This window comes from Streptomyces sp. BK79, from assembly GCF_044142145.1.
Lineage (GTDB): Bacteria > Actinomycetota > Actinomycetes > Streptomycetales > Streptomycetaceae > Streptomyces.
On record NZ_JBHVOC010000042.1, the window covers coordinates 22,774 to 39,384 of the forward strand.

17 protein-coding genes and 2 pseudogenes are annotated in these 16,611 nt (G+C 69.9%); 6 read left to right on the plus strand and 13 right to left on the minus strand.

Going from position 1 to position 16,611, the window contains the following annotated elements:
* From ACFIF2_RS34595 to ACFIF2_RS34645, 11 genes are all read right to left on the minus strand, one after another.
* Positions 1-576, minus strand: coding sequence for a DUF6624 domain-containing protein (locus ACFIF2_RS34595; RefSeq protein WP_395577251.1), 576 nt, complete (start codon positions 574-576; stop codon positions 1-3).
* Positions 573-1,130 carry a hypothetical protein gene (locus tag ACFIF2_RS34600; RefSeq protein ID WP_395577252.1) on the minus strand — a complete coding sequence of 186 codons (558 nt, stop codon included), beginning with the start codon at positions 1,128-1,130 and terminating at the stop codon, positions 573-575. The genes ACFIF2_RS34595 and ACFIF2_RS34600 overlap by 4 nt, the downstream gene beginning before the upstream one ends.
* A gap of 89 nt (positions 1,131-1,219) precedes the next feature.
* Positions 1,220-1,705 carry a DNA-binding protein gene (locus ACFIF2_RS34605; RefSeq protein WP_395577253.1) on the minus strand — a complete coding sequence of 162 codons (486 nt, stop codon included), beginning with the start codon at positions 1,703-1,705 and terminating at the stop codon, positions 1,220-1,222.
* A gap of 102 nt (positions 1,706-1,807) precedes the next feature.
* Positions 1,808-3,082, minus strand: coding sequence for an acyl-CoA dehydrogenase family protein (locus ACFIF2_RS34610; RefSeq protein ID WP_395577254.1), 1,275 nt, complete (start codon positions 3,080-3,082; stop codon positions 1,808-1,810).
* A 79-nt stretch (positions 3,083-3,161) separates the two neighbouring features.
* Entirely contained in the window at positions 3,162-3,803 is a 642-nt protein-coding gene (locus ACFIF2_RS34615) for a GAF domain-containing protein (protein WP_395577255.1), read from the minus strand.
* Positions 3,803-4,390 (minus strand): GTP-binding protein, encoded by a 588-nt coding sequence (locus tag ACFIF2_RS34620; protein ID WP_395577256.1) that lies wholly within the window; start codon positions 4,388-4,390, stop codon positions 3,803-3,805. The genes ACFIF2_RS34615 and ACFIF2_RS34620 overlap by 1 nt, the downstream gene beginning before the upstream one ends.
* 43 nt (positions 4,391-4,433) lie before the next feature.
* Positions 4,434-4,841 carry a DUF742 domain-containing protein gene (locus tag ACFIF2_RS34625; RefSeq protein WP_395577257.1) on the minus strand — a complete coding sequence of 136 codons (408 nt, stop codon included), beginning with the start codon at positions 4,839-4,841 and terminating at the stop codon, positions 4,434-4,436.
* The gene (locus ACFIF2_RS34630) at positions 4,838-5,353 is read right to left on the minus strand and encodes a roadblock/LC7 domain-containing protein (protein WP_395577258.1); all 516 of its coding nucleotides are present in this window, start codon (positions 5,351-5,353) and stop codon (positions 4,838-4,840) included. The genes ACFIF2_RS34625 and ACFIF2_RS34630 overlap by 4 nt, the downstream gene beginning before the upstream one ends.
* A gap of 67 nt (positions 5,354-5,420) precedes the next feature.
* Complete coding sequence (locus tag ACFIF2_RS34635; protein WP_395577259.1) at positions 5,421-6,941, minus strand: ATP-binding protein; 1,521 nt, start codon at positions 6,939-6,941, stop codon at positions 5,421-5,423.
* A gap of 27 nt (positions 6,942-6,968) precedes the next feature.
* A complete protein-coding gene (locus tag ACFIF2_RS34640) occupies positions 6,969-8,870 on the minus strand; it encodes a glycoside hydrolase family 15 protein (RefSeq protein WP_395577260.1) in 1,902 nt (633 codons plus the stop codon).
* Positions 8,871-9,104: 234 nt separating this feature from the next.
* Positions 9,105-9,428, minus strand: a complete 324-nt coding sequence (locus tag ACFIF2_RS34645) for a hypothetical protein (RefSeq protein ID WP_395577261.1) — start codon at positions 9,426-9,428, stop codon at positions 9,105-9,107.
* Positions 9,429-9,782: 354 nt separating this feature from the next.
* On the opposite strand from ACFIF2_RS34645, the gene ACFIF2_RS34650 reads away from it, so the two are divergent.
* Together ACFIF2_RS34650 and ACFIF2_RS34655 are read left to right on the plus strand one after the other, a co-directional pair.
* Positions 9,783-11,171 carry a Tat pathway signal protein gene (locus ACFIF2_RS34650; RefSeq protein ID WP_395577262.1) on the plus strand — a complete coding sequence of 463 codons (1,389 nt, stop codon included), beginning with the start codon at positions 9,783-9,785 and terminating at the stop codon, positions 11,169-11,171.
* Between the two features lie 72 nt (positions 11,172-11,243).
* Positions 11,244-11,726, plus strand: a complete 483-nt coding sequence (locus tag ACFIF2_RS34655) for an SAM-dependent methyltransferase (protein ID WP_395577263.1) — start codon at positions 11,244-11,246, stop codon at positions 11,724-11,726.
* A 179-nt stretch (positions 11,727-11,905) separates the two neighbouring features.
* Here the strand turns inward: ACFIF2_RS34655 and ACFIF2_RS34660 are convergent, their stop codons facing one another.
* A complete protein-coding gene (locus ACFIF2_RS34660) occupies positions 11,906-13,108 on the minus strand; it encodes a helix-turn-helix domain-containing protein (protein ID WP_395577264.1) in 1,203 nt (400 codons plus the stop codon).
* A gap of 79 nt (positions 13,109-13,187) precedes the next feature.
* Here ACFIF2_RS34660 and ACFIF2_RS34665 point away from each other — a divergent pair, with 79 nt between their 5' ends.
* Positions 13,188-13,856, plus strand: a complete 669-nt coding sequence (locus ACFIF2_RS34665; protein ID WP_395577265.1) for an HAD family hydrolase — start codon at positions 13,188-13,190, stop codon at positions 13,854-13,856.
* A gap of 116 nt (positions 13,857-13,972) precedes the next feature.
* Positions 13,973-14,300, plus strand: a pseudogene (locus ACFIF2_RS34670) (ATP-binding protein); the annotation flags it as partial.
* On the opposite strand, the gene ACFIF2_RS34675 reads toward ACFIF2_RS34670, so the two are convergent.
* Positions 14,292-14,621: a hypothetical protein gene (locus tag ACFIF2_RS34675; RefSeq protein ID WP_395577269.1), complete on the minus strand. Its 330-nt coding sequence runs from the start codon at positions 14,619-14,621 to the stop codon at positions 14,292-14,294. The pseudogene ACFIF2_RS34670 and the gene ACFIF2_RS34675 overlap by 9 nt on opposite strands.
* A 103-nt stretch (positions 14,622-14,724) precedes the next feature.
* On the opposite strand from ACFIF2_RS34675, the pseudogene ACFIF2_RS34680 reads away from it, so the two are divergent.
* Positions 14,725-15,909 (plus strand): annotated as a pseudogene (locus tag ACFIF2_RS34680) (hypothetical protein); the annotation flags it as partial.
* A 177-nt stretch (positions 15,910-16,086) separates the two neighbouring features.
* The coding region (locus tag ACFIF2_RS34685) for a DUF2637 domain-containing protein (protein ID WP_395577266.1) at positions 16,087-16,611 on the plus strand (525 nt) is incomplete at its 3' end.

Genomic DNA, 16,611 nt, shown 5'->3' on the forward strand with positions numbered 1-16,611 from the left:
TCACGCGGCCCTCGCGAGGACGACGGTCGGGTTTTCATCGGCAGAGTGGTCCGGGGTGTAGCGGCGGCGCACCGCCTTGAGAGCGGTGGCAAGCGGCGGCAGGCCCACGGTCGCCCTGCGTGCGTCGACGGTCTCCGGCGCACGCAGCGGGCACAGCTCGATCCCGTCGGCGCTCAGCAGGAGCTGGGTGCCGTACTCCTGGTCCTGGCCGGTGTTGATGAGGGTGCGGTCGTGCAGGTGTGCCCAGTGGTGGACGAGCGCGTCGTTGGACTGGACCGCTCGTTCCAGCAGTCTGGTGGCGGCGCGCTGGAAGCCTGGATCGTCGTCGCTGTGCAGGGCGATACGCCAGGCGGCCCGTGCGCCGGAGACGCCGACGAGGCGGTGGCCTGGCCAGTCGTGCTCGGCCAGGATGCGGCGCAGCACGTTGGTGTTGGCGTGGTCGGTGTGCCGGCCCTGCCCGAGTTGGACCGCGTCGAGCTGGTCGCGCACGCGCTTGGCCCGGTGCGCGGCCGATGCCTGTGCGCGGGCGATCAGCTCGCGGGCGATGTCGGGTCGCTGTGGCTCGATGGTTGTCACGCGGTGCTCCGATTGTCCGCGGCCAGATGAGGAGCGTGGGCTTGGCAGCTGATCAGTGCGCTGAGTCCGGGGCGGTGCTCGGCAGTCAGATCGAGGCGGGCGACGCGGTCCCCCTCCCGTCCCGGGCCGGAACCCCGCACGTCCCAGCCCATGTCGGTGAGCCGACGCAGCAGGGCGGCGATGGGTTCGGCTTGGAGGGCGTGGCGGGCCAGGATTTCGGCCCGTACGAGCGGAAGGTCGAGTCGGGCGGCGAGGTCGGAGGCCCACAGGGTGATCAGCCGGGTGATGTCGTCGGGCTGCTCGGGCAGGGTGTGGACGCGTCCCAGGCGGAGGCAGGGGCCTTCGCCCCAGCTGAGTCCGGGGTCGTGCGCGGGGACCATGCAGGCGAGCAGCTTTCCGTCCTCGAACAGACCGGCCGAGTTCGTGTGCGGGTCGCGGAACATGGCTGGCACGTCGGCTTGGGCGGGCACGGGGAGGCCGCGCAGGGTGAGCCAGCGCTGCCGGTCCTGCACGAGAGCAGCGGCTTCCGCGCGCTCGGCGTCCGTACGTAACATGCGCACCGCGTAAACGGCGCCCAGAGGCTCTGAGGCGAACGGTGCCGCAGCCGGAGGCTTCTCGCGGGCCAGGGGAGTGGGGGGCTTTCTCACTGGCTCGCTCCGCTCCGCGCCGTCGGATCGGTCGGCAGCAGCTTCCAGCCGTGGGCAAGGATCACCAGGTGGGTGGTGTCCCGCGCGCCTGTGTCGGCGAGGAGTTGGTCGAGTGCGGCGCGCTGGTCGGCGGGGGCGAGCTTGGCGGCGACGGCGATGTCGCGGGGGTCGCTGTGCTCGGCGAGAGCTCGGAGCAGCAGCCGTTGGTCCGGGCTGAGCGTCGGTGCCGGCCTGTCGGCCGTGGGTGAGGCCACCTGCTGGGTGGTGAACAGGCGGTGCACGATCACCGGGGGCTTGCAGCGGGGCGGGCAGTGCGGGCTCTCGCGGATGTCGCGAAGGTACTGGCGAACGGTCACGGGTGACAGGACGGTCTGCGTGGCGATCTCTCGGGTCGTGAGGCCGTTGGCAAGGTGCTGGGCGACGCGCTGCAAGATCGGCGTCAAGGGTGTGATCGGTGCGCTGGTCGTCACGGGCGGGGTCACGGTTTCTCTTCCTCGGCTGGGTGGGTGGCTACTGGGAGGGGTGCCGCCGGTCCCCGCGGGGGACGGGGCCGGCGGCACGGGCCCGTGCGCGGCGGTGGGGAGTCACGGGGTGCCGCGCACGGGGGCTGCGGCGGTCGGGTCGGGGCGTGCCCAGGCGGCATCGGCGGCGAGGTGTTCGGACCACTGGATGTGGTCCTCTCCGAAGGCGGCTTCGGCCAGGCGAATCCGCTGGACTTCGCCGGTGCCAGCGGGCGGGTAGGTGTGCTGGATGTCGCGCCACAGACGCTGGAGGACGTAGTCGCCGTCGAGGGCGTGGGCGCCGTGCAGTTCCATGGCGTCCTGGGCTGACTGCATAGCCCACTGGTGGCCGAGGAATTTCGAGTTGATCAGGTCGGCGTCGCAGGGCAGGCCCTGATCGAGGAGGTGCACGGCCTGGTAGGCGAGTATCCGGGCGGCGCGCAGGCGGGCCTCCATACCGCCGACGCGGTCCCGCAGGACAGGCAGATCGGACAGAGCGCCCCGGTAGCGGGCACGGGTCTTGAGCCGGCTGGTGGTGGTGTCCACGACCGCTTCGTGGATACCGAGACTGACGGCGGCCAGGTTGGGGCGGCCGTAGAGGATGCTGCTGCTCTGGGCCACGGCCAGTCCCTGGCCGACCTCTCCGACCACGTTGTCCTCGGGGACGCGGACGTGGTCGAGGTCGAGGCGGCCGGCGGAGAAGCCGTGCAGACCGAGGCCGACACGGTGGTCGGGGACGGAAAGCCCGGGGCGGTCGGCTTCGACCATGAACGCGGTCAGCGCCTGGGAGGTGCTCACTGCGGCCGCGGCGGTGCGGGCGACGACGAGGTGGGCTCCGGCGAGGTGACTGTTGCCGATATGGATCTTGCTGCCGGTAATCACCCACTGGTCGCCGGCGCGCTCGGCAGTGGTTTCGATGCCGCCGATGTGTCCGCCGGCCAGCGGTTCGGTCACGGCGATCGACAACAGCAGCGAACCGTCCGCGACCCCGGGCAACCAGCGGCCCTTCTGCTCGTAGGTGGCGAAGTGCAGCAGGGCGCCCACGGGAATCAAGGTCGCCTGCAGGATGGCCGCGGCAGCCGCCGAGACCCGCGCGATGCGGTTGACCAGGATGGTCTTGGCCACGTGCCCGGCGCCCAGCCCGCCGAAGACGGCCGGTACGGTGACGGCGAACCAGCCCCGGGCGGCCATCAGGTCGGCGACCTTGCGCTCCACCCTGCCCGGGGCGGCCTCCATCCGCGCCACGCGCGGAGCGACGTGCTCGGCGGCGAAGGCGTCCGCCTCCTGCCACAGCATGTCGTGGCGGGCGGTGAGGTAGGGACGCAGCGCCGGTGGAGGCGTGGTGGGTGTGGCGGACATGGTCTCCTTCTCCCTGGATGAAGGTCGCAATGCGGAGCGGCCGGGGATCGCCTACGGCTCCCGGGTGGGGGGGAACGGTCTAGCGGACGGGGGCCCGGGACATGTGGTCCATCACCCGCGCGCCGGTGTTGATGGTGATGTCCCTGATCCGTCGGGCCTCGCTCAGAGGCCGCTTCTCGGGGTCGATGACGCACACCGTTCCCAGCACAGTGCCGCTGTCGTGGATGAGCGGGGCGCCGAAGTAGGAGCGGATCCCGACGGCGTCGACCACCGCGTTGCCGCTGAAACGCGGGCTGGCGTGTACATCGTGTAGCGGGAGGGCCTTTCTGCGGGCCATGACCTCCGGGCACCAGCCGTGGTCCCGGCTCATGGTGCGGCCGACGATCACGTACCCGCTGTCCGCGGGCGGCTGGTGCAGCCCGACGAAGGTCTGCTCCTCCAGGAACAGGTTGACGAAGCCGTACAGGAACCCGGCCTGCTCAGCCATGTCGCGGGCCAGCTCGTCGAAGTCCTCGTTGGCTACCGGGGGCACGCCCAAGCGGTTGAGCAGCTCGTAACGCTGCGCCAGCTCCAGCGACTGCTGGGGCGGCTGGCTGGTGAGGGCTGTGGCGGGCGGCGTGAACGGGCCGCGGGCGGCGTCCCGCGCGTCGCGTCGCGGCAGGGACCGTGCGGGCGGGGCGGCGTGCGGCGTGCGGTAGGGGTCGCTGGGGTGCTGTGACATCAGGCGTCCTGGAGGGTCGTGGAAGGGGCGTGACCAGCGCGGCTCGTGGCGGCGTTGTTCACGGCGTGGTCGACGAGGGTCAGCAGAACGCCGGCGACGTGTGTCGAGCTGCGGGCGTCGCAGGTGACCACCGGTACGGCGGCGGGGAGTTTGAGGGCGGTGCGGACCTGCTCGGGGTGGTAGCGGTGCGCGCCGTCGAACTGGTTGACGGCGACGACGAAGGGCAGGCGGATGTCTTCGAAGAAGCTGACGGGGGTGAAGCTGCTCTCCAGACGGCGGGTGTCGACCAGGACGACCGCGCCGACGGCGCCGCGGGAAAGGTCATACCAGAGGTCGACAAACCGGTCCTGGCCCGGCGTGCCGAACAGGAACAGCTCCAGAGGCATCGGCGCGTCGGGCAGGCTCAGGCGGCCGAAGTCGAAGGCGACCGTGGTGGTCCGCTTGGACGCCAGGCCCGCCAGGCTGTCGACATCTGCGCTCGCCTCGGTCAGGTACTCCTCCGTGCGCAGCGGTGTGATCTCGCTGACGGCGCCCACGGCGGTGGTCTTGCCCGCGCCGAAGCCCCCGGCGATCACGATCTTCAGCACGGTCGGAGCACCGGCCTGCGGGTGCGGCGGAACCGTGGTCGGGTCATCCGGCCTGGGGATAGGCGACGGCATCAGGCCACTTCCTCTTCAGGCCCGCGGAAAGGGCTGCCAGCAGTTGGGTAGATGGACCAGATCCCTCGCCCGTATCGGCGTAGGGGTGGGTCAGGGGAACGGCCAGGGCGTCGGCGTCCAGGAGGTCGGAGACGAGGATCTTGACGGCGGTGACGGGCCGGCCGAGTCGGCCCGCCAGTTCGACCACCGACCGTCGGCGCTCCCGGCACAATGCGAGAATCTCCTGGCACTCCTCGGCCTGCGCCGGGCCGGGCCTTCCCGGTCCGGCCTCCAGGACGGTTTCCAGAGCGAGCAGGTGCCGTGGCTTGGTACGCCCGCGCGTCAGCGTGTAGGTCCGCACGAACGCCGACTCCTCGGCCGCGCGACCGTACGTGGTCACCGGACCTCTCCGCCCGTGCCGACACGGACGGGGATCAGCATGTACGGGGCAAACTTCTGGACCAGGCGGCCCATCTCGAACCCGACGGTGCCCGCGTCGGCGTCCCGGGCGGCGATGACGGCGAGGATCGTGTCCACCTCACCGCGTTCGTTGCCGGGGTGGTTGTCGAAGGCCGCGCTGCGCCCGGCGCTTTGGACGAAGAACAGGCAGTCGTCTCGCTCGATGATGACCTGCCGTGCCGGCCTCTTCTTCCGGCTGGGGCCGGTGATGTTCGCCGCGAGGGAGGCAACGCCGCTGAAGGCGGCCGACAGTTCGTCCGCCCAGTCCTTGTCGACGTCGCTGTCCAGCAGCCGCAGTCCGTCGCGCGAGATCAAGACGGCGTGCGTGACGCCCGGCGTCTCGGAGGCGAACTGACGCAGCAGCCAGACCATGCTGTCCCGCTGTCCGCTTGTCGTCGTCGCGGACACGGGCGTGTCGCCGGTCACGTTGCTCATCGCCGGGTGGGTGCTCATAGGGATCGCTCCAGAAGGGGGAAGGGCCAGTGGGTGTACTGGGCCACCGGGAACGCGGGAGGACGGGTCACGGGGTGGGGTGTTGTTCTGTCGAGGCGGGAGGGGGACTGGCGGTGCCGCCGGCCTGGAGGCCGTTGCGGAAGGCGGCTGCGAGCCCGGGCGTTGCCGCGGACACGGGGGCTTGCTCCCGCTCCTGTGGCGGACGGAAGGATTCCGTCCGGCGTGTGCGCGTGGGCAGAGCGGGCGCGTCGGCCCACTGACCTGCCTTTGCGGTCGGTGCCCCAGCGATGTCGGGGCGTGTGGCCTCGCCCGCCCTCGGGGCGGCAGGAGTCGCGGCCACCTGTTGCGGCTGCCGCCCGGAGATGCGAGCTTCCTCGGGCGGCAGCGCGCCCGCGTCCTCGACCGATGGAATGGCTACCAGGAGCCGTGCCGGTATGACGACCAGGGCGGTGGTGCCTCCCGTCGCGTTCTCCTGCAGGAGGACGGACAACCCGTGTGACTGGGCGATCTTCGCGGCGACCAGCAGGCCGAGCTGTCCGGCCCGGACCTGGCCGCTGACGTCGACCTTGTCGGGGGCCTTGAGCAGGTGGTTCATCTGTGCCCGCGTCTGCGGGTGCATGGGGATGGCGCGGTCCTCGACCTCGATGGCCAGCCCGTGTGGCACCCGCTGCGCGCGCACCATCACCCGCGTGTCTGGATCGGAGCACTCGCAGGCGTTCTCGATCAGCTCGGCCAGCAGGTGCGTCAGGTCCGGGCCCACATGGCCGGGCAGACCCAGCTCGGCACCGACGGATCCGGCCGCGACGGCCACCCGCGGATACTGCACGACCTCGGAGACAGCGCCCCGCAGGGCCGTCGTAACGGGAACGGGCCGGCGCACGCTGCGCAGGGACTGTCCGCCCAGGACCGCCGTGCTCTCGACCTGGCGGCGCATCCGCGTCACAAGGTGATCGATCTCGAAGATCTTCGCCAGCAGCTCCGGGTCGTCGGTCAGCATCTCCAACTGGCTCAGTGCCTGGAGTGCCTTGCTGACCAGGGCGTGCTCGCGCATGGCCAGGCGGCGCAGCACCTCCAGGAGGACCACGGACTGGGACTCGTCGTGCACGCGGATCAGCGACATGATGGCCTGCGCCTGGAGGGCACTCAGCGCGTTGTCGATCCCGGCGTTCGGAGTGGGCGACTGCGCGGTGTGCGGGTCCGGCAACGCTGGACGTTTTCCGCGGCACAGCTCGTCCGCCGACCACTGCACCGACTTCTCAACGGCTGCCGCTGCTCCCGTGACCGCTGTCAGCGCTGCCGCCTGGGACTCCGCCACTGCCGACTGCACGGCGCCGGCGACGGTGCGCGCTCCGTGTGCCGCCACCGCGACGACCCCCGCCAGTCCGCAGACCAGGCCGGCCAGGACCCAGCCGAGGCCTACGACGGACCCCGACCGGAGAGCGAAAGAGGCGAGCAGCAACGCGGCAAGGAGCACCAGGGGCAGTGCCACGGCGCGACGGGCGAGGTACAGCGTGGTCGCGTCGACCGGGGGCCGCCGTCTGCGGTGGCCGGTAGCGGCCGGCCGTGCCGGGAAGGCGCTGTCAGACATGGGAATCCTCGTCAGGGGGTGGGGTGGCTAGGCGTGCTGCGGCGTCAGGTCGGCGGTGGACTGGCGCGTGCTGCGGGAGGTCGAGCGGAGCGCCGGAACCGCGACCGAGCCGTGGCGGGGGGACGACTGCGTCGCCATCTGCTGAAGGAGCAAAGCGCTCTGGATCAGACCCATGTGGCTGAACGCCTGCGGGAAGTTCCCGAGATGGCGCTGCTGGACGGGGTCGTACTCCTCCGCCAGGAGCCCGAGGTCGTTGCGCAGAGCCAGGAGGCGTTCGAACAAGGCGCGCGCCTCATCGAGGCAGCCGGTCAGGGCGAGGCCGTCGACGAGCCAGAAGTTGCACAGGAAGAAGGCGCCCTCGTCGCCGGTCAAGCCGTCCACCCCGACGTCCTCACCGCAGGTCGGGTACCGGTACACGAGCCCGTCGTCCGTGGACAGTTCACGACGTACCGCATCCACGGTGCCGATGACGCGCGGGTCGTCGGGCGGCAGGAAGCCGGTGCGGGGGATGAGCAGCGTGGCGGCGTCCAGTTCCTTTGAGCCGTAGGACTGGGTGAAGGTGTTGCGCACCGGGTCGAAGCCCTTGTCACAGACCTCCCGGTGGATCACCGCCCGCAGCTCGACCAGCGGGGCCACGTCCATGTCGAGGGCACCGGCCTCGGCCAGGCGGATGGTGCGGTCGACCGCCACCCAGGCCATCACCTTGGAATGAACGAAGTGCCGGCGAGCCCCGCGGATCTCCCAGATGCCCTCGTCGGGCTCCCGCCAGCGCTCTGCCAGGTGCTCGATGAGCCGCTGGTGCAGGACCGCGGTGTCGGCGCAGTGAGCGACTCCGCTCTGGTGCGCGAGGTACAGGGTGTCGATCACCTCGCCGTACACGTCAAGCTGCAGCTGATCCGCCGCCCCGTTCCCGACCCGTACCGGGACCGAACCCTCGTACCCGGGCAGCCAGGGAAGCTCCCGCTCCCGCAGGTCACGCTCTCCGGTGATTCCGTACATGATCTGCAGGTTCTCCGGGTCGCCGGCCACGGCGCGCAGGAGCCATCGCCGCCATGCCTGCGCCTCCTGCCGGTACCCGGTCCCCAGCAGCGCGGCCAAGGTGGTGGAGGCGTCGCGCAGCCAGGTGAAGCGGTAGTCCCAGTTCCGGTCGCCGCCGATCTCCTCGGGCAGCGACGTGGTCGGTGCCGCGACGATCCCGCCGCTCGGCCCGTAGGTCATGGCCTTCAGCGTGATCGAGGACCGGACCACGGCCTCGCGGTGGGGCCCTTCGTAGGCGCACTCCTGCACCCAGTCCTGCCAGAAGACGAGCGTCTCGGAGAGCGCGGCCTCCGGATCGGGAACGTCCGGTGCAGTTGTGTGGGACGGGCACCAGCTGAGCACGAACGCCACACTCTGCCCGGCGCTGACGACGAAGGCACTGACGACGACGCCGTCCTTCTCTATCTGCGGGACGCAGGTGTCGAGCCACAGAGCGTCCGCGCCGGCCTCCGCGACCATGCGCCCACCGACCTCGTGGATCCACGGGCTGACGCTGCCGTATCCCGGCCGAGGGCGCATGGCCGAGACCATCTCCACTTCGCCGGTCAGGCCCTCGGCGATCCGGATCACCTGCGGGGTGCCGTCGCGCGGCGGCATGAAGTCCAGGATGCGGACCGAACCCGTTGGGGTGCGCCACACCGATTCGAGGACGAGCGAGTCACCGCGGTATCGACGTGTGGCGACCGCTCCGGAGTCGGGTCGGCTAGGAGGTGAGGCGGGGGCGATCTGCCAGCTGCCGTGTTTCTGCGTGCCGAGCAGGCCGGCGAAGACGGCCGGCGAGTCGAAGCGGGGCAGGCACAGCCAGTCGATCGTGCCGTCGTCGCAGACATGGGCACTGGTCTGCATGTCGCCGATCAGGCCGTACTGCTCGATACGCGGAAGGCGTTTCATCGTGTGTGGATCTCCGTTAAGCCCCGCTGGTTCGCGGGAGGCGTCAGGGCCGCCGAAGCGGCCGGGGACGGGCAGTAAGTCCAAGGAGTCGGCGGTCACGGGGATGAGGGGGCTCGGTCGGAGGTGGCGTGGAGCTCCTGTCTGCTGGATCAAGGCCAGCCGCGCGAGCGCCGCGGCACATCAACCACGCCGTCGGGAGGAGGATCAGGCCGATGAGAACGGCTCCGGTGTGGGTCATGCCCGAGGCACCGAAGCGGCCCACACCAGGCAGGCGAGAGCGAGGGCGAAGACCGCACCGCGCAGGACGTGGGGCTGCGGCTTCCGCCACTCCCATCTCCGCGCCGGCGGCGTCGCTCCGATGTCGTCCTGTCGCACCTTCGCGACGAGTTCCTGGGTCGCTGCGGCGAGTTTGACCAGGTACACCCGGCTGGGCAGGGAGCCCTCCGGGAGGCCGCCCGAGCACAGTTGCTGCGCACGGAGCAGGGTCGGCTCCTGCGAAGACGTCAGGGCTCCGAGCTGGGGGATGTGCCCGCACAGCCGCAGTGCGAGGTCCTCCACATCTGCTGCAGTCTCGAGTAACGGTGAGTCCTCGCCCAGCACGAGTGTCACCGTCTCCGTTGCGGACACCACCTGGTCACGCCGCACCCTCGGCTCCCCGAGAGCTCGCCGGCCCTGACCACTGCGTTGGCAGGACGCCCGGCGAGGGGACAGCGACAGACGCATGACACAACTCCTGTGAAGATCAAGCCAAGTTGATTGAGAAACGCCGTGCACCGCAGTCGGCCGACGTGCAAGGTTGGTAATCCGGCCGCTACGTTGAGCGAACCGCGAATCCCCGCTGGGGGGTATGCCTGCGCGGCGCTCAAGGCCGTCAAAGGCGTCAAAGATCATTTCGGAACCGAAGGGCAGTCCATGGCCCGTGAGCGAAACGTCGCCCTCGCCGCACTCCTGCGCGAAGCGGGCTGGTCCCAGCCCCAAGCAGCCGCCGCAGTCGCTCGTGTTGCCGCGGAGAGCGGTGCACGCGAACTGGAAGCCGTCTCCCGCTCGCACATCGCCATGTGGGTCCAGGGCACGAAACCCAGCGGACAAGCGCCTCTTATCCTGCGTGAGACGCTGTCCCGCAGGCTCGGCCGACGCCTCACTCTCGCTGACCTCGGGCTGGAAGACGGGCCGACAGGCTCGACCGACAGTAGTTCCGACTGGAGCGTCGACCCTCTGACCGTGTTGGCCGAGTTGGGAAGCGACGATCTGGACATGCACCGACGCAAGCTGCTGGCGACCGCCGCGTACTCGGCCGCCGGCCTCACTCTGCCCGCCAGCACGTGGTGGGCAACCGCCTCTTCCGCGGCGGCGGCGCGCACAGCGGCCTCGCCACGGGTGGTGACCCAGGCCGACATCGGCGACGTCCGTAACCTGACAGCCTTCTACTCCGCGCGCGACCAGCAGCGCGGTGGAGCCTCGGGGCGCTCGGCCCTGGCCGGCCATCTTCGCGACGAAGCGGTGCCGCTGCTGGGTAGCCGGTTCCGAACGGAACGACTCCGCCGGGACACGTACTCGGCCGTGGCAGAGATGACCTACCTCGCTGGCTGGATGGCGTTCGATGCCTCCGAGCACCGCACCGCCCAGCGCTACCTCACCCTCGCCGCACGCATCGCGGCCGAAGCAGCAGACGGACCACTGGGCGGCCACATCCTGCGCGCCCTCGCCCACCAGGCAGTCGACCTCGGGCACCCCCGCAGGGCCCTCGACCTGGCCGACGCTTCCATGGCTCGCACCCACTACGGCCAGGCCAGCTCGCGCGAGAAGGCCCTGCTCTCGATCGTCCACGCCCGCGCCCTGGCGGCCGACGGCGACCGCCCTGGCACCCTCGCGGCGATCAGCCGCGCAGAGCGTGACCTCGCCCGCGCCGACAACGAGGATGCGCCCGACCGCGTTGGCTTCTTCCAGGAAGCCTCCCTCGCCCACGAGACCGCCTGCGCTCTGCGAGATCTGGGCAACCCCCTCGACGCCGAAACCCACTTCCAACGCAGCGTCGCTACCCGCCGCCAGCAGCAATACGCCCGCACTCACAGCGTGACCCTCGGCTACCTCGGCGCCGTCCAGGTCCAGCAAGGACACCTCGACGAGGCATGCGGCACCTGGACACAAGCCCTCGATGCCATGGCCGGCGTCCAGTCCGGCCGCGCCCGCGATGTCATCGTCCGCATGCTGAGCGACCTGTCGCCCGTCCGGCAACGTGGAGGCCGCCACGTCACCGACCTGGACCGCCGAGCGCGGGAGATGCTGCGCGCCATAGGCTGACCACAGTGCAGGTCCGCAGCTGCGGCCGGCGGCTGCTGAACACGCGACTCCAGGGGAGAGGAACGAGCGCCGATGGCAACGTACGAGGTCGAATCGATCGCAACGGTCGTCGGGGGCCACACCCGCGTTCAGGACGACTATCAGGGCGGGGTCGAATCGGTCATCCGGCTCAACGAGGCATACCCCCTCGAAACGCTGCAGGGCATCGAGGAGTTCTCCCATCTGACGGTGACGTGGCGCTTTCACTTGGCACAGCCTGAGGACGTGCAACTCCACGCCCGCAGCCCCCGAGGCAACCCGCAGTGGCCGGCGACCGGGACCTTCGTTCACCGGAATCACCGGCGTCCCAACCAGCTGGCCGTCAGCTATCCGAGGTTGCTCAGCGTGGAAGGCCGCGATCTCCTGGTGACAGAACTCGACGCGGTCGACGGAACGCCGATCGTGGACCTGGCCCCGTATTTTCAGGAGATGGGGCCCCGAGGAGCCGTCCGGCAGCCGGCCTGGCCGGGCGAGATGCTCGCAACCTACTGGTGGAACGCATTCGAGCGCCCGTAGCCAGGCTCGCCGCCATGCCTCGCGCGTCCGCGCGGTGGCGGTCGCCGGCAGCGCGCTCGCCGGTTCGATCGGCATGTCACTGTCTTCCCCAGTCGCGGTGATCCGTCTCACACCAACGACCGTAGGAAACAACGTGCAACCACACCCGAACTGTCAGCTCGGGTGACCCAGCGGCTCGCTCACACCAGGCCGATCCGTTCTGCCATTTTCTCTGCTTGCCGTGCCTGCATTGTCCGTGCCCTACGGATCACCGTGAGGACTAGTTGGCGGGCAAGCGGGTTGCGGGCGAGATCCTCGGGTGCGAGTGTCTCCAGCTCCCGCAAGGTCAGCAGCGTGGCCGCGTCGTCGCGGCGCTGAGAGTGGCAAGCAGCGACCTCTAGGCCGAACGTGAACTCCCGCTCCACAGACGGCAGGCCGTCGGTGTCGATGGCGTCCGCTGTGTGCAGGGCCTCGCCGGTTTCGCCCGCCTCCATGTCGATGGACAAGGCGTGCAACGCTACGTTCGTTGGACCAAAGGCGGTCCAGGCCACGTTGCTGTCGTCCGGCACCCGGCGGGCTGTAGGTGCCGCATGTTGTTTTAGCCGCTCGCGTGCTTCCCACCACCGGCGGCGGCGCGCGGCGCCGACCACGGCGACGAGTTGGAGGGCGCCAGCCATCGCCGCCCGCTCGACCTCGGGCATTGTCGTTGCGGCGACTTGCTCGGCCGCGCAGAGCGCCAGCTCCTCCGCCTCTGCTGGCTGGCCAGCAGCGAGCAGGACGTGGCCTAGATTCCACTGGGCGGCGGCGATGCGCAACGGATCGTCGGCGTCCTCAGCAGCGCGCTGGGCCCGGTCAGCCGCGATGGTGGCCAGGTCCACACGCCCCGTGCGTCGCAGGTATGACCGAAGCAGACAGTAGAGGTCGGCCGCTGCTCGTAGCACGGCTCGCCGTTCGGCCGGGTCGTTACCGGCGCGGGCGGCCCGGGCGGCATGCTCGACATCAGAAACCAGGTCGGGCAGCGTCTTGGCGGCCTCCGTGAAACGGGTGCCGCTCGTTTGCCAGGACCGCCAGGCGGCCTCCACACGGCCCCGCAGTACAGCCGCAGGAACCGGGGCGGTACTGCGGGGCGGACCGTATCCGAGGAAGGCACGACCGACCGCGGCCTCAGCTGTATCTGTCGACTCAGCCTCCATGGGTGCTTGCTCGGACAGCAGTGCCGCGGCCGGTACCCCCAGCTCCCGGGCAAGGGCGTAGAGCATCGGCACCGACGGCACCTTCAGCCCGCGCTCGATCTGCGACAGGTAATCCGGACTGATACCGACCAGCCCAGCGACTGCGTCCTGCCGGCGTCCGCCGCGGTAGTGCCTGATGCGGTCCCCGATGGGGAGGTCTGCTGCAACCATGTCCGCTCCTCGCTGCTTCTTCCGAGCGTAGGGTGCCGGATGCACGGGGACCCTGCTGTTCTGGAGAAAGGAGTTGCCGGTGCCGGAACTGGTGCTGTGGGACATCGACCACACGCTCATGGCCACAGGCGGACTGGGGCGCGAGCTGTGGGCCGACGCATTCGAGGAGGTGACAGGATTCGCGATGCGCGAGCAAGCGTCGGTCACGGGGTCGACGGAGCGTGTCATCCTGCGGGAGACCGCTCGGCTCCACGGTCTCGACTTCGACGAAAAGTTGTTCACCCGGTTCGCTGATGCGCTTGGCACGGTGCACGTTCGGCGCGCAGCCGAGCTGCGTGAGCGTGGCCACGCGCTGCCTGGTGCCGCTGCGGTTCTCGCTGCGCTCGATGAGCGTGGCGTGCGGCAGTCGGTCGTGACCGGCAACGTGCGGCTGGCGGCCGAGGTGAAGTTGGCTACGTTCGGTCTGGACCCGTACCTCCGGCTTGACCAGGGCGCTTACGGGGAAGACGGTGAGGAACGCCGCGAGCTGCTGCGCCTCGCGCTGGAACGCGCGGACGTCATCGGGCCCAATGCGGTGTTCCTCGGAGACACCCCAGCAGACGTGGCGGGCGGGCGGGCAGCTGGTGTGCGGACGATCGCGGTTGCCACCGGCAAGACCTCATTGGACGAGCTGAAGGACGCGGGCGCCGAGACCGTGCTCGGCGGTCTCGCCGATGCTGTGCAGGTGCTCGCCGCGCTCCGGGCTTGAGAAAATCGGTCCCGTCCTCCGGCCCAGCGGTGGGAAACAGGGCCGCCGGAATCTCGAGCATCTGGCGCCAGGCGCTGCGGCAACACCGACGACACCCTCTGCCTCCCCGTACACCCGAACTCGACCCCCGCAAGATCAAAGACCTCGCCACCCTCGCCTTCGTCGAGGCCAAGGCCAATGCGGCCTTGCTGGGCCCGCCCGGGGTCGGGAAGACATACATCGCCGTCGCGTTCTCGGTCGCCGCCTGCCGGGCCGGATTCTCCCGTCTACTTCACGACCCTCGACGACATGGTCCGCCAGCTCAAGGTCGCCGAGGCAGCCGGACGTCTCAACAGAAAACTCCGCATCTACCTTCGCCCCGGCGTCCTCGTCGTCGATGAAGTCGGCTACCAGCCGCTGGAGCGGGCTGAGGTGAACTTGGTGTTCCAGGTGAACTCAGACCGCTGCCCACGGCTCAGCACGGCAGCCCGGCAGTTCCTTGTCCAGCCACTCCTCGACGGTCCGCCGCCAAGGGTCGGTGGAGTCACTGTCGACGACATCGGCCCAGGTGTCTTCAGCGACGTCCTGATCGACAACGAGGCTGTCGAGGTAGGCGTTGAAGTCGTCAGCAACTGCGGTGAAGACCCATTTCGACAGGTATCCCGGGTGAGAGATGCCATGCACGACAGCATGGAGCTGACCATGGGTCGCCGGGTTCAGGTCCAGGAACAGGCTGTCGCTCCCGCCGTTGCGGGCGATCGGGAGAAGGCCGGCCAGCGAGACCACATGGGCGAGCCGCCCATCACGGCTGCGGCGGTACTCGCCCAGCAGGGTATCTGGGCACCGAAATGCAGAAGCTATCCGGCGACGTTCGAGGCAGGATGCCTTGGTGAACCCTGTTCTGTGTGGACTTGCCGCCAACGTGAGGCTGCCGTCGGAGCTGGTCGACCGGCTGATCGCGGTTGCGGACGCGGAGATCGCTGTGGACCTCGCTCGTCGGGCCGACCTCAGCCACGCACAGGCGATGAAGTTGGCCTCTCGCGTCAACGAAAGCGCTGTGCCGCTCGGGTATGCGGGCTTGCTGACCGCCGCAGACGTCGATCCCGCGACGCGACCGGACGCCGCTCTTGCCCTGCTTGCCGAACGGGCCGGACTCCCCGAGTGGGCGCGTCTCCTCGCGGAGGATCCGGCTGCCGAGCGCCGGGTGAGGCTGGCCGCCTGCCCTGGTCTTCCGCTTGATGTGGTGGAGAGGCTGGCCGCTGACTCGGATGTACAGGTGGTCGCGGAGCTCGCGCTGTGGACGACACCGGAGACGGCCGGCAGGCTCGCGGCGCATCCGCATGCCGAGGTCCGTCGCGCGGTGGCGGCCAACGAGGCGACGCCACCGGCCGTGCTGGCGGCCCTGCTCACCGGCGAGGGGCTGCCTCCGGCGCAGCGGTGTCTGGTCTGCGACCGTGAACAGACGCCGTTCCTGCACGATCCGCAGTGCTCGCGACTGGACTGCGATCTGCCGCCCGGCGCTTCCTGCGACGGCTCGCACGAGTCCACCAGGCACGAGATACAGCAGGTGGCGATCCGAAATCCGTCCACACCTGCTGAAGCCGTTGTCAGCTTCGCCGGCCACCCCTCGCTGCAGGTGCGCTGGGCACTCGCCGGCCGCCCCGACCTGCCATCGGAGTCCTGCGCTCGGCTCGCCGCGGATCCCAATCCCGGTGTCCGGGCTGATCTCGCCGAGAATCCGTCGATCGACGACGCCTTGATCCGCGTGCTGGCCACCGACCGGGAGCACGAAGTGCGGCGCAGGCTCGCCCACAACCCGCTCGTACCACTCGACGTACTGACCCACCTGGCCGCCACGACCAGGATCGGCGCCACCCTGCTGCCGCGCATCGCCTCCGCATCCCCCGACGAAGCCGAGAAGCTGGCCCAATCAGCCAATCCAGCCGCACGGATGCTCATAGCCCAGCGCCGAGATCTGCCACCCGCCATCCGCGACGCACTCGCCACCGACGTGGACGCGAAGGTGGTCAAGTCCATCGCCGGCCATCCGGGCCTGTCACAAGGCCAGCTTCGCGCCGCGTGAGCCCTGGCCGCCAACTGAACCCTCTGCCACGCCAGTTACCTCCTGGGAAGCTCTCCGAAGCGAGGCGATCACCTTTCGCACACGATCCCTCCGGAACCGCACCCCAGGGGGTCACAGCACGTCGCTCATCGTGACAGTGTGAGACCTGATCAGTCGTGAGGTTCAACAATGGGGGAGTGGGACGTGGCTGCGGGGACGGGCAAGGCGCCTCAGCTGACCCGGGTACATCGCGTTCTTATCGGCGTGGTTGTCTTCGGCGCCGTCGTCATCGCCGGGATCGGCTTCGCGGGATCGTACGCGGCGGTGCGGGAACTGGCGCTGCAGAAGGGCTTCGGGAACTTCAGCTACGTCTTCCCGATCGGCATCGACGCGGGTATCTGCGTGCTGCTGGCGCTGGACCTGCTGCTGACCTGGATCCGCATCCCCTTCCCGCTGCTGCGGCAGACGGCGTGGCTGCTGACGGCGGCGACGATCGCGTTCAACGGGGCCGCCGCCTGGCCCGATCCCCTCGGCGTCGGCATGCACGGGGTGATCCCCGTCCTGTTCGTGGTCTGTGTCGAGGCCGCCCGGCATGCGATCGGCCGGATCGCCGACATCACCGCCGACAAGCACATGGAGGGCGTCCGCCTCACCCGCTGGCTGCTCTCCCCGGGGCCCACGTTCCTGCTGTGGCGCCGGATGAAGCTGTGGGAA